The following is a 12,818-nucleotide window of genomic DNA, read 5'->3' on the forward strand; positions in this document are numbered from 1 at the left end:
TTGTCTACAACAAGGGCGTGTAGCTCAGTTGGTTAGAGCGCCAAGCTTATACCTTGGTGGTCCATGGTTCAAGTCCATGCACGCCCACCACAGAAATTTAATTTATTTTCTTATGGATCCAGAACGACAAAAAGATATATTTGAAGACAAGTACGAACACAAGCTCGGCATGTCTTACGAGGAATGGCTGGCTATGGCGCCAGAAACAGAAGACCAAGCTTACGAAAAACTAGCAGAAATAGACGGCGAACTCAAAGATATTCGCGATAAGTACGACGACGCTGCGCCGGAAGCCAAAGAAATAATGGAAGATGAACGGGATCGCTTGAAATTAGAATACGATATTATAGAAGAGATGTTTGGCCTAGAATTAGATGACCGCTAAACTAAGTAATTTTTATCAAATCGTTTTATAAACCAATCATGGCCACATGTTGTATATAGTTCCGACACCACTAGGAAATTTAGATGATATAACCAATCGCGCTCGTACTGCATTAGAAGAGTGCGATTTTGTTATTGCCGAAAACCCAAGCCAAACCCATAAACTTTTTCAGTTGTTAAAGCTTCCCAAAAAAGAAGTTATACAACTAGCAGATCACAATGAAAAAATTGTTGCCACTAAAATTACTGTAAGATTAAAAACCGAAACTGCGTGCCTAGTAAGCGATGCCGGTACTCCTACAATTTCGGACCCAGGCTTCCGCTTAGTAAGAGAATGTCGCGAACAAGGCATAGAAATAGTATCTTTACCTGGACCAAATGCAGCCATCACAGCATTGGCTGGTTCAGGACTGCCAACAGACAAATTTATTTTCGTGGGATTTTTCCCAAAGACAGAGCCAAAGCTGATTAATATAATAGAGGAGAGTAAAGACATAGAGGCGACCTTGATAGGCTATGAGTCCCCCCAAAGAATAGTTAAAACTGTAACAGCTATCGATAAGACTTTTCCGGATGCTAAAATATGCATGGCCAGAGAGCTAACCAAGATGCATGAAGAGTATTTAAATGGTAGTCCTAAAGCAGTACTAGAAATACTAAACTCTCGTCAGGCAATAAAAGGGGAAATAACGTTATTAATATCTTTTAAATAATATTATTTATGAGTGGACACAGTAAGTGGTCGACAATTAAACGCGCCAAAGGGGCAGCCGATGCTAAAAGAGCAGTTATATTCGGTAAATTATCTAAAAAAATTAGTGTCGCCGCCCGGGAAGGCAACAGCGGGGATCCGACCCATAACTTCCGATTGCGGGTAGAGGTGGACAAAGCCAAGGCTGCAGGAATGCCCAATGATAATATAGACAGAGCTATCAAAAAAGGCCTGGGGCTAGATGGCAGTGCCCGTTTAGAAGAAGCTGTATACGAAGGCTATGGCCCAGGCGGATCTGCCTTTTATATAGAGGCAGTAACGGACAATAAAAACCGCACCGTTCAGAGCATTAAAACGATCTTCACCAGGAACAACGGGAATATGGGAGGTCAAGGCAGTGTAGCCTGGCAATTTAGCAAAAATAGCGAGGGAGAATTCGAAAGCAATCAGCCGCTTGAGCTGAGTGAAGAAGACTTAGCAAAGGCAGAAAAATTATACGACGCGCTGGAAAACGATGACGATGTTACTGCTGTCTATACAAACATCGCCTAACCCGCCGCCCGAAAACAAATATCTTATGACCATCTTAGGAATCGATCCCGGTACTGCTACTACGGGATTTGGGATCATCAACCAAAATCAATCCAAGAAATCTCAATACGACATTTTAGAATTTGGCGTGATCTCTACATCGAAAAAGGAATCCGACCAGGAGCGCTTAAAAACTCTTTACGAAGATTTAAATTTCTTGATAAAGAAATACAAGCCGAAAAAGTTGGGGGTAGAAAAATTATTTTTTACCACCAATCAAAAAACTGCAATGGCGGTAAGTCAAGCCAGGGGAGTAGTACTACTGGCTGCAGTTAATAATGGACTGGAAATATCTGAGTTCACCCCTCTTCAGGTAAAAAACATTTTATGCGGTTATGGCAAGGCAGACAAAAAGCAAGTGCAGTTTATGATCAAGCAAACCTTCGGTTTAAAAAATACCCCAAAACCGGACGATGCAGCCGATGCCTTAGCCATTGCCCTGTGTACAGCCTGGGCTCGGAGCAAATAATCATAAAATTCTTTTCAAAAGGACTGGACAAAATAATTTATAAGTGTTATTATTCTCTTACAGTTCTGTTATTTGGGACTGCGTATTTTTTATAACTAATCGCTTTGGGTAACTTGTTACTTTAAAGCAGGGAGAACAAACATGTTCTTTGACGACGAAATGATGCAAGATGGCGCTATGCCAGCTGCTTCTGACGACACCGCTACCGAAGGTACTGAAGAAACTTCTAACGAGGAAACTCAAGAAGAAGTAGCTCCAGCTGCTGAAGGCGAAGGTTCTGAAGAATAAAATAAAACCCTCAGTTTCTGGGGGTTTTATTTTTGTATCTACTATTTTATTTTTACGAATTTCCGCTTACCAACCTGGATTATCAGGTTATTTTTTTTGCCTATGTCCATGACGGAATCCGTAAAAGTTTTTTGATTTACCTTAACGCCATTCTGCTCCAGCAAGCGGCGGGCTTCGCTTTTGCTAGCCGCTAAACTCAGCTTAACCAACAGATCAGTAGTAGCGTACTTGCCGGCGGCCAAAGAAACTTCCCTTATTTCATCCGGCAATTCTTTATTGCTAAACTGCTTCACAAACTTTTCCTGTGCGGCAATTGCGGCCTTCTGTCCATGGTACATAGTTACAATTTCCGCAGCCAGCTGCATCTTGATAGTGCGCGGATTTTCGCCTCGCTTCAACGCTTTTTGCTTCGCATCAATTTCCTCCATACTTACTCGAGTGCAGTCTGTAAAAGTTTGAATGATTCCCTCGTCCGGCAACGCCATGACCTTGCCAAACATATTCTCGCTAGACTCATTTAACCCAATACCAGTTCCCAAACTCTTGCTCATCATCTTTTCCCCGGTAACAGGGTTTGTAAGCAAAGTTGTAGTCACCACAAATTTTTCTTTGTTTTTATAACGCTTAAGCAGTGTTCGCCCGGCAAGCATGTTAAACGTCTGGTCTGTGCCGCCAATTTCCATATCCACGTCCATTGCCACAGAATCATAACCTTGCATTAATGGGTAGAAGAATTCATGCACATACAAAGGCTTGTTATCCTTAATGCGCTTTTCGAACATATCTCTCTCTAACATTTGTTGTACGCTAAAGTTAGATGCCAAATCGGTAAGATCCTCAAAGTTAAGCTTGGCTAGCCACTGGCTGTTAAATTTAAATTGTATCGGGTTCTTTTTGTCTTTGAAATTCAAAATCTTGCCGATCTGATCTTTAAAAGTTTTTAGATTATGAAGAACTTGTTTTTTAGTTAACCGAACACGGGCTGCGGACTTGTCTGTGGGATCGCCGATCATTGCAGTAAAATCACCAACTAATACAATAATCTGATGTCCTAGTTGATGCAATCTTCCTAGTAACAAGTAATTAGTAGAATGCCCCAAGTGAACATAATCAGCGGTTGCATCAATTCCTACATAGATAGTAAGACGCTTACCGGAGAGAAGCGCATCCCGAACGCTTTTTCTGCTTGGATATAAAGAATCTATCGAGCGGGTTAGGATTTGATCTACTGTTTTTAGATCCGATTTTATTTTCATATAAGAGGTTACTAAAGGCCGATTAAGCCGTAAAATATACTTGAATTATAGCATTAATTAATACTTTCGAAACTCTTCGCTTATTTGAGCGTTATATTAATTACACTCTTCTTATTTAGCTTAAAAATCAGTATAATAACAGTATTAATCTTATGAAATTATATAACTTTTCTACATCGCCTAGAGAACCATCAAAACCAAAGAAAGACTGGAAGTTCAAAGATCTGTTTTCCAGAAAGGGTTGGAAAAAGCTTCCATGGTCCACTATCGGCACCTGGACGTTCCGAATTGGGGCGGCCGGGGTTTTGTTCATTGCTTTTCTATTTATTTACTACAGCCGCCAGCTGCCGGATCCAAACCGCTTGCTTGGTCGCAATGTACCTGAAAGCACTAAGATTTACGCTAAAGATGAGAGTTTGATTTACGAAGTCCATGGAGAAATCAAGCGTACCTTAGTTAACCTGGACCAAATTTCCCCTGACCTAAAAAATGCTACCATCGCAGCCGAAGATAAAAACTTCTACAAGCACTCTGGAATTTCTATTACTGGGTTAGCTCGCTCTGTAATCGTGGATATTATATATAGAGAGAAGAGGCAGGGAGGAAGTACAATTACCCAGCAGTTTGTAAAAAACGCTATCTTGACCCGCGACAAGTCGTTTATCCGCAAAGGTAAAGAAATCATCATTGCTATAGAAATGGAAGCTCGTTTTAGCAAAGATGAGATCCTTAAAATGTATCTAAATGAAATTCCTTACGGTCGCAACGCATACGGAATCGAAGCAGCTAGCTTAACTTACTTTAACAAACATGCGAACGAATTGACCCTGGCTCAAAGCGCTTATTTGGCGGCATTGCCTCAGGCACCAAGCTACTACAACCCAAGCGGTCCCAACTTTGACGATTTACAGGCCCGCCAAAGATATATTCTCGCTCAGATGGAAGAGTTAAAATATATAACTGCGGAACAAAAAGAAGCTGCTCTAAACGAAGAGGTTAAGTTCGAAACTATCAAGACTGCGATCGTTGCTCCTCATTTTGTACAATATGTAGAAAACTATCTGGCAGAAAAGTACGGTGAAACTTCTTTGCAGGAGGGCGGTATGAAAGTCTACACCACTCTCGATCCAAAACTCCAAGAGATTGCCGAAAAAGCCGTAGCAGAAGGTGCGAAAAAGAATTTGGCCTCTAATGGCCACAACGCCGCACTGGTAGCAATTGACCCCAAAACAGGGCAAATTTTGGCCATGGTCGGCAGTAAAGATTACTTTGGGGAATCCGAACCAGCTGGCTGTATTCAGGGTAAGACCTGTTTATTCGAACCGAACGTAAACGTTGCAACATCCTTGCAGCAGCCGGGTAGCAGCTTTAAACCTTACGCCTATGTCACTGCTTTCGGTCGCGACTTCAAGTACAGTCCGGCAAGCATGCTATTGGATGTCAAAACCAACTTCGGCGACTATTCTCCCAACAACTTTAACTTCTCTCAAAACGGACCAGTCTCTATGCGAAAGGCACTAGCTGGGAGTTTAAACATTCCTGCTGTAAAAACCATCGCTTTGGTTGGTGCCGACAACGTTGTTAAGACTGCGAAAGATTTAGGTATTGATGCGCCGTTTAAAGACTGTGGCTTGTCGTTAGTATTAGGTGGCTGCGATGTAAAGCTGTTAGATCACACCGCGGCATACGGAGTATTAGCTAACAGCGGTAAAAAAGTTGAGAAGACTGCAATCCTCAAAGTCTTGAGCCAAGAAGGTGAAATTCTAGAAGAGTACAAAGAAAAGAGCTCACAGGTATTAGACCCACAAGCTGTTTACGAAGTGGTTAACATCATGAGCGACAACAACGCGCGCAGTTATGTATTTGGCGCCAGCTCTGCGTTAACACTTGGGGCATCTCGACCAGTAGCTGCTAAAACTGGAACCACTCAGGAAATTCGCGACGGCTGGACAGTAGGATTCACTCCTTCATTAGTGGCTGGCGTGTGGACTGGAAATAACAACAACGCGCCTATGAAGCGTGATGCAGTATTAACAGCTGGTCCGATTTGGAATCAGTTTATGCGCGAAGCTTTAGCGGGAACTCCAGTCGAACAATTCAACAAGCCAGAACAAATTAAAACGATTACCGTAGATAGCGTCTCGGGCCTGCTTCCTACGCAGCACACTCCGGAAACAAAATCAGAAATATTTGCCGACTACGCAGTTCCTACGAAATACGACAACGTTCATGTTCCAGTAGAAATCGACTCGCTCACCGGCCTGCCGGCAACCGACGATACTCCGGCTGACCGCAGAATCACAGAAATATACACCGTACTCCATAGTGAAAAACCTAATAACGCGGCCTGGGAGCAGCCAGTAATTGCGTGGGCACTGGCCAATGGCTACAAATACCCGCCGGGAAGCGGTATTGAGAACACCAACGAAGGCAACAGTGATAAAGTTGCATTTCTAACCCCTCAGGGTGGCTCCACAATTACCAAACTGCCATTTACAGTAAGCCTTGGTGTTGAGGGCGAATTCACAAAAATTGACATTTTAATAGATGGGGAAAATGCGGCCACCTTTGGCAAAGGCACCACCCAGGGCCCGATCAATAAAAAGGTAAGTGACGGCAACCATACTTTAACGGCCAGGGTTACGTTCAGCAACGGCAGCACTGCCAGCTCGAGCATTCAAATTAAATATGCCATTGATGGCGGATTAACCCTCACTAATCCATCGGAAGGAGATTCTGTTTCTTTCCCCTTAGAGCTAGAAGCACAGAGCTCTAGCAACCTAAGCGGTGTTAATTTCTACTACCAAACAGGTAACAGCACAAAAAATATTGGAGCTGCAGATGTCATTAACAGCCAAGGGGATTATTACTACACTCTTACCTGGAGCAGCCAGCCGAAAAGCGGAACTTACATTGTGTACGCCAGAAGCAGCAACGGCACTACAAGCAACAAAATCACAATTCAAATCGATTAGAATAAAACTCTCCGCAAGGAGAGTTTTTAAATATTCATTTTAATGCTGCGTTTTGGTTCTTCGCCAATGCTTTCTGTGCTCAAGTGAGGGTACTGCTCCTGAATGTAATTATGAACAAACTTTCTTTCGTGCCGCGGCATAGGCGGAAGAATAACTGGTTCTTTACTATACTTAAGTTTACTGACTGCATCTTTAACAGTTTGCTTCAGCTGCCACTGGCGGTGAGATCGGTATTCATCGACGTCCAAGGAAAACCTAACAGGCTCGCTAGAATCTTTTTGATGACGGTTTACGATAGCAAAAACTAAATGCTCTAAAGCTTGCAAAGTCATACCCTGACGTCCAATAAGAAGCTTAGACTGATTAGACTTTATGTGGAATATTAAGCCACTGACTAAGCTCTGTTCGTACTCAACCCGGACATTAAAACCACCTGACTGCAGCAAGTCCGTAATGGTTTTTTTAATGTATTCGATTGTCTCGTAATCAGTGTTCATTAATATATTAGTTAAACTACTTCAATTGTCTTATGGGTGCGCTGCACATAGTACTGCTGGGCAACCGCAAACAGGGTGGTAACTATCCAATATAAAGGCAAGCCGGCAGGCAACGTCCAAGCAATAACCACCGAAATAACCGGTAACACATAGGTCATCTGAATATTTAAGGCTTTAGTGGTCATATCCTGGCTATTGCTATTTCCCTGCCATTTAGTAATCATTCTGGATTGCCAGAGCTGTGCCGCGCCTGCCAAAAGGGCAAAAGCGATGTTTGGGTGGGCCAAATCTACTAAGCCTAAAAACTTAGGGTCTAATGTGCCAGGGTTAGTAACAAACCCATAGAGACCATCTAGGTTGCCGCGCAGAGCCTTGCTAAATACCTGATACAGAGCGATTAAAATTGGGAGCTGAATCAACACTGGTAAACAAGAGGAGAAAGGGTTTACTTTATGTTCCTTATATAAATCCATCATCGCCTTGGCTTGTTCTTCGCGATTGTCTTTGTGCTTTTCGCGCAACTCATTCATCTTAGGCTGCAAGGCGCTTAAGGCACGTTGTCCTTTTAAAGACTTGTGCATGAACGGAGCCAGAATGACCCGGATAGCAATGGTAACCAAAATTATTACAATACCAATATCCTGGATGGGAAAGACATTATACAAACCTACTAAAAGGTTTAAGATGGGACGATAAATTGCTTCGTGATAAATTCCTAACATAAGTGTTTATATTGGCTTGTTAATTTTTGGTGAAGAAAAAGGATTGCATTTTACTATCCTAACTATTGCAGATAGCGACCCTTTAATTAAACCGTGCAGTTTAATCGATTCCACTGCATATTCGCTGCAAGTCGGATAATATTTACAAAACCCATAAGGGTATTTGAATTTTATCCAGCCATGATCTGGAGACAAAGTCTTTTGATATACGCGTATTAAGCTGATTAGTAATAATTTCATTTAAATTATTTTACTTTTCTTTAGTGTTAGTAAAAGCTCTTTGCGAATATCTTCAGGTTCGGTAGCAGTAGCGGAGTGTTTTAGTACAAACACATAATAACCAGGTTTAATTTTATCTACGTGGTCATGCAAGCCTTGTCGAACTATTCTCTTTAAACGGTTTCGAACCACAGCGCTTTTCGAAACTTTTGTTGATGCTATAACGGTAATTTGAGGATTTTGAATTTCTGGCTTGTTTAAGAATTTTACCAAAAAAGATGGGCTAAAAAAAGTCCGCCCTTTAGCTGTGGTAAGGTTTACTTCAGCGGTTTTAGAGAGGCGGTTCTTTTTTGGCAACATATTAAACTGTTAATTTCTTGCGTCCTTTTTGGCGGCGGCGGGCAATTACTGCTTTTCCAGTGCGAGTCAGCATTCTCTTGCGAAAACCATGCACTCGGGCGCGTTTCTTAGTTTTTGGTTGGTAAGTTCGTTTCATAAAAATTGGTAAATTGCATCCCTATACCAAACAATTATATTGAAAAATCTGAGTTTGGTCAACACCTATTTTCGTTATTTATTAGGAAATAATCAAGACCCACAGCTTTTCCACAACTTTTACACACTCTACAAATAATAGTGCTTATTTAAGCCATTTTTGCTTGTGGTTTACATGTTGATAACTCCTCGGTAGAATGAAAAATATGAATAATCAACAGCTATGGCAAGCCATGCTTGGAAGCCTAGAAATCAGTTTAAGCAAGGGAAATTTTAACACTTGGTTCAAAAATACAGGAATTATTGAAAAAGGGGATGATTACCTAATAGTTGGGGTGCCGAGTAATTTTGCCTTGGATTGGATTAAAAATAAATTTCACGTTTTATTGCTTAAATCTCTAAAAACCCTTTCTCCAGAAATAAAAGAAATCCGCTACCATGTCGGAAGCTTAAAGACCGAAACGGAAAAACAAGGAACTTTACTGCAGCGCACAGAATCTACCAGCAAAAATACCGTAGCTTACAAAGAGACTCCTATCAACCAAACCAGCTCTCTAAACAAAGCTTATACATTCGAAACATTCATTGTTGGAAAAAACAACGAACTTGCTCACGCAGCCGGTGTTGGTGTTTCTAAAAATCCTGGGACGCAATACAACCCGCTATTTATTTATGGCGGTGTTGGTTTAGGTAAAACTCATTTAATGCATGCGGTTGGTAATAAATTGATTGCCAACAATCCTCGCATGCGTGTTTTATATACTACCAGCGAAAAGTTTACCAACGATTATGTTGAGGCTGTACGCCATAAAAAAATGGACGACTTCAAAAGGCGTTACAGAAATGTTGACATGCTTCTCATTGACGATATTCAGTTTATTGCCGGTAAAGAACAAACTCAGGAAGAATTCTTTCATACATTCAATGAATTAAGAGACAAAGGAAAGCAGATTATCATGACTGCCGACCGCTTGCCAAAAGATATCCCAGCGATCGAACAGAGGTTGGTTTCTAGATTCGAGTGGGGGATGGTTGCGGATATAAGCGCTCCCAGCTTAGAAACACGTATCGCTATTCTTAAAACCAAATTAGCAAAGTCTGGTATTAAGCTTAATGATGATATTATTGAATACATTTCCGAAAACATCGTAAACAATATCAGGGAACTAGAGGGAGCGATGAATAAAATTATCGTTTACCAGCAGATAGAGAATGGTCCAATCAGCCTGAATGAAGTAAAAGAGCTCCTTACTAATATCATCAATGCAAAGAAAAAATCGGTTTCCATAAGGAAAATTGCCGAATCTGTTGCCACCTTTTATAGCATCACTGTCGACGACCTTATAAAGCAGTCTAGGCGGAAAGAGTATGTAAAACCAAGGCAAGCGGCCATGTATTTAATCCGCAGAGAACTAGGTAGCTCCTTTCCGTTAATAGGTGAATTTTTTGGAGGAAGAGACCATACGACTGTAATGCATGGGGTAGAAAAAGTAGAAAAGGCAGTGGGTGCTCAGGACCAAATCAAGCAAGAACTAGATTTAATACTAGAAAAAATTTACGGATAACTTGTTAATAAAGTGTTGATTAGCATGTTGATAAAGTTATGTTAAATAATCAATCAAGTAAATATTAAAAAGTTATCAATAATAATTCACAGAAATATAAAGAAGTTATAAACATAAAATTTCACCGGGTAGGTAATAAACATCGGTCGATAAATTACTTATCCACGAATCCACAGGACTTATTACTACTACTAATTAAATATATAAAGAAGAAATAATAATGAAAGTAATTATCACTCAAGAAAATTTAAAGAATGGATTACAGACCGTAAGCCGGGTAGTAGGTAATAGTTCAACTTTACCAATCCTAAACAATGTAATGTTAGAAACCGATAATGGTTTACTAAAAATTTCCGGAACTAACTTAGAAACAGGTATCAGTACTTACGTTAGATGTAAGGTAGAATCAGAAGGTGGGATTTGCGTTGGTGTAAAAACTATTTCAGATTTAATAAATAGCTTGCCATCCGAAAATATTACTTTAGAAAGCGGAGAGCTAGAAACTGCAATCACAACCGATAACAGTAATGTAAAAATTAAACACTTACCAACAGAGGACTTCCCTTTGATTCCCAAAATTGAAGATTCTAATCTGGTTAAGATGAATGCGTTAGAGTTAAAATCAGCGTTGGATCAGGTAATATTTGCTTCTTCTACTTCCGAAACCCAACCAGAAATATCAGGTGTATTATTCTGGTTCGGTGGGGAGAATGTGTTAATAACCGCTACAGATAGATATCGTTTAGCAGAGAAGAAAATACCATACCAAGGCTCCGTTGATTTGAAGATTATAATTCCTCATCGAAGTGCCTCGGAAATCTCCCGTTTATTAACCGGATTAGATGGCGAAGTGGAAATCAGCGTCACAACCACTCAATTAGCCTTTAATTTGGAAAATACTTACATCGTAACCAGATTAGTGGATGGTAGCTACCCAGATTATCAGCAAATTATCCCCGATACCCACAACACAACAGTAATTTTCGACAGAAACGACCTAAATTCCGCATTAAAGACTAGTAGTGTGTTTTCTAAAGGTTCTGGAAGTATCACCATAAATTATGACTCCGAAAAGAATACTATGCAGTTAAACTCGGTTTCGCATGATTTAGGTGAAAGCAAGGTGGATGTAGTTTGCAGAATTACAGGACCATCTGGGACATTAGTGGTTAATTATCGATACCTGACTGATTTCTTAAACAACCTTAATACTGATACACTGGTTATGAAGATAATCGATGAGAATGAACCGATAACATTTGTACCGGAAAGTGATACCTCTTACTTATACCTGGTAATGCCAATTAAGCAGCAATAAAGTAATATGCAAATCAAACAAATAAATTTAAAAAACTTTCGAAACTACCCAGATTTAGATTTGGCTGTTACGAGTGAAATGGTTATTCTATCTGGCCCTAACGCTGTTGGTAAAACCAACTTACTAGAATCTATTTATTTTGGTTCATTATTTAAATCTTTCCGCAACGACGCAGACTTTATTTTCTTAAAGACGACTAATGATTCAAAAATAAAGATCGACTTCGAAACAAGTGAAGGTGAAACTAATACACTGGAAATATTTTTAGAAAAACGTGAGCGTATCTTTGCAAACTTTAAAATAAACGGCGTTAAGAAGAAACGCAAAGAAGCTCAAGGGTTCTTAAAGGTTGTAATCTTCGAACCTAGTGATGTGGATCTATTTACTAAAGCACCCGAAGCCCGCCGTAAGTATTTCAATATGGTCCTGTCTCAGAAGCACGCTGATTACTTAGACTTATTAGGAAGTTATAAAAAAGCGATGACCCAGAAAAATCGCTTCCTACAAGACTTAAAGCAGGGGATTGGCGATGTTGCCGAGCTAGATACTTGGAACGAGCAGGTTGCAAACTATGGATCTAAAATCATCTGGTACCGCAAGCAGTTCGTAAATTTCTTAAATCAGAACCTCTCCGAAGTTTATACTAACATTTCTAAATTTCAACGCACTGTAGAGTTAGTATATGAAACTATCTCCGGAGAAACCGAAGAAGAGATTTACAATGATTTCCTAGCTAAGCTTGATGACATGAAGAAGCGTGAGTTAGGAGCCGCTACATGCCTTGTAGGACCTCATAGAGATGATTTCTTCCTCCAGAGCGAAGGATTGTTCCTAGTATCATTCTCCTCTCGTGGGGAGCAGAGAAGTCAGATATTAGCCCTAAAAATATTGGAATTAGAGTATTTGACCAAAGACGGTGAGTCCCCGATATTGCTGCTGGACGACGTCCTTAGCGAGTTGGATGATACCCGCCGCACCTTCTTGCTTAAATACTTACAAGGTAAATTTCAGACATTTATTACCACTACACATCCATTAGAAATGGTTGGTCAGCACGTAACCCTAAGCCCGGCAGTTGTGGAAGAACAAGGTACTGAACAAGTTTAAATAAATAAAAAAGGCATTATTAGTTCGATCCAGAACTACTACGCCGGCAACGCCACAAGTCTGTGGCTGCCGACTGTGTAGTGAGGATCTCTCTAATTAATACCTTTTTTATTTTATATAAACTATATTACAAATACTTTTTGTATTTTGAATTAGATTTTAACTTTTCCATATCAGCTGTTTAAGCTCCGTACTGTTATCTTTGTCAGCAATGAGGATA

At 40.4% G+C, this 12,818-nt stretch carries 15 protein-coding genes and 1 tRNA gene; 10 read left to right on the top strand and 6 right to left on the bottom strand.

The window, feature by feature from the left end; genetic code table 11:
* The first annotated feature begins 13 nt into the window (after positions 1-13).
* The 6 genes from IPM19_04810 to IPM19_04835 all read left to right on the top strand — a co-directional run bounded on the left by IPM19_04810 (position 14) and on the right by IPM19_04835 (position 2,444).
* Positions 14-90, top strand: a tRNA-Ile gene (locus IPM19_04810).
* A 22-nt stretch (positions 91-112) separates the two neighbouring features.
* Positions 113-385: a hypothetical protein gene (locus tag IPM19_04815; protein QQS22905.1), complete on the top strand. Its 273-nt coding sequence runs from the start codon at positions 113-115 to the stop codon at positions 383-385.
* Positions 386-431: 46 nt separating this feature from the next.
* Positions 432-1,097, top strand: coding sequence for a 16S rRNA (cytidine(1402)-2'-O)-methyltransferase (gene rsmI, locus IPM19_04820; protein QQS22906.1), 666 nt, complete (start codon positions 432-434; stop codon positions 1,095-1,097).
* 8 nt (positions 1,098-1,105) lie between these two features.
* A complete protein-coding gene (locus tag IPM19_04825; protein QQS22907.1) occupies positions 1,106-1,648 on the top strand; it encodes a YebC/PmpR family DNA-binding transcriptional regulator in 543 nt (180 codons plus the stop codon).
* A gap of 25 nt (positions 1,649-1,673) precedes the next feature.
* On the top strand, positions 1,674-2,156 hold the full coding sequence (gene ruvC, locus IPM19_04830) for a crossover junction endodeoxyribonuclease RuvC (protein QQS22908.1): 483 nt from the start codon (positions 1,674-1,676) through the stop codon (positions 2,154-2,156).
* A 141-nt stretch (positions 2,157-2,297) separates the two neighbouring features.
* Positions 2,298-2,444, top strand: a complete 147-nt coding sequence (locus IPM19_04835; GenBank protein ID QQS22909.1) for a hypothetical protein — start codon at positions 2,298-2,300, stop codon at positions 2,442-2,444.
* Positions 2,445-2,485: 41 nt separating this feature from the next.
* Here the strand turns inward: IPM19_04835 and IPM19_04840 are convergent, their stop codons facing one another.
* Positions 2,486-3,700: a tyrosine--tRNA ligase gene (locus tag IPM19_04840; protein ID QQS22910.1), complete on the bottom strand. Its 1,215-nt coding sequence runs from the start codon at positions 3,698-3,700 to the stop codon at positions 2,486-2,488.
* 152 nt (positions 3,701-3,852) lie between these two features.
* Here IPM19_04840 and IPM19_04845 point away from each other — a divergent pair, with 152 nt between their 5' ends.
* A complete protein-coding gene (locus IPM19_04845; GenBank protein ID QQS22911.1) occupies positions 3,853-6,675 on the top strand; it encodes a penicillin-binding protein in 2,823 nt (940 codons plus the stop codon).
* A gap of 26 nt (positions 6,676-6,701) precedes the next feature.
* Here the strand turns inward: IPM19_04845 and IPM19_04850 are convergent, their stop codons facing one another.
* From IPM19_04850 to rpmH, 5 genes are read right to left on the bottom strand one after another with little or no spacing between them, the layout of a single operon-like run.
* On the bottom strand, positions 6,702-7,172 hold the full coding sequence (locus tag IPM19_04850; protein QQS22912.1) for a KH domain-containing protein: 471 nt from the start codon (positions 7,170-7,172) through the stop codon (positions 6,702-6,704).
* Positions 7,173-7,183: 11 nt separating this feature from the next.
* Complete coding sequence (locus IPM19_04855) at positions 7,184-7,894, bottom strand: YidC/Oxa1 family membrane protein insertase (protein ID QQS22913.1); 711 nt, start codon at positions 7,892-7,894, stop codon at positions 7,184-7,186.
* Positions 7,895-7,900: 6 nt separating this feature from the next.
* On the bottom strand, positions 7,901-8,134 hold the full coding sequence (gene yidD / locus IPM19_04860) for a membrane protein insertion efficiency factor YidD (protein QQS22914.1): 234 nt from the start codon (positions 8,132-8,134) through the stop codon (positions 7,901-7,903).
* Positions 8,135-8,473 (bottom strand): ribonuclease P protein component, encoded by a 339-nt coding sequence (gene rnpA, locus IPM19_04865; GenBank protein ID QQS22915.1) that lies wholly within the window; start codon positions 8,471-8,473, stop codon positions 8,135-8,137.
* Position 8,474: 1 nt separating this feature from the next.
* Positions 8,475-8,609 (bottom strand): 50S ribosomal protein L34, encoded by a 135-nt coding sequence (gene rpmH, locus IPM19_04870; protein QQS22916.1) that lies wholly within the window; start codon positions 8,607-8,609, stop codon positions 8,475-8,477.
* 205 nt (positions 8,610-8,814) lie between these two features.
* Between rpmH and dnaA the strand changes: the two genes are divergently transcribed.
* The 3 genes from dnaA (at position 8,815) to recF (ending at position 12,598) form a co-directional block, all read left to right on the top strand.
* The gene (dnaA, locus tag IPM19_04875) at positions 8,815-10,173 is read left to right on the top strand and encodes a chromosomal replication initiator protein DnaA (protein QQS22917.1); all 1,359 of its coding nucleotides are present in this window, start codon (positions 8,815-8,817) and stop codon (positions 10,171-10,173) included.
* Between the two features lie 220 nt (positions 10,174-10,393).
* Positions 10,394-11,491, top strand: coding sequence for a DNA polymerase III subunit beta (gene dnaN / locus IPM19_04880; protein QQS22918.1), 1,098 nt, complete (start codon positions 10,394-10,396; stop codon positions 11,489-11,491).
* 6 nt (positions 11,492-11,497) lie between these two features.
* Positions 11,498-12,598: a DNA replication and repair protein RecF gene (gene recF / locus IPM19_04885; protein QQS22919.1), complete on the top strand. Its 1,101-nt coding sequence runs from the start codon at positions 11,498-11,500 to the stop codon at positions 12,596-12,598.
* The last annotated feature ends 220 nt before the right edge of the window (positions 12,599-12,818 follow it).

It is taken from the genome of bacterium (assembly GCA_016699995.1).
Taxonomy (GTDB): Bacteria; Patescibacteriota; Doudnabacteria; order UBA920; family UBA920; genus UBA920.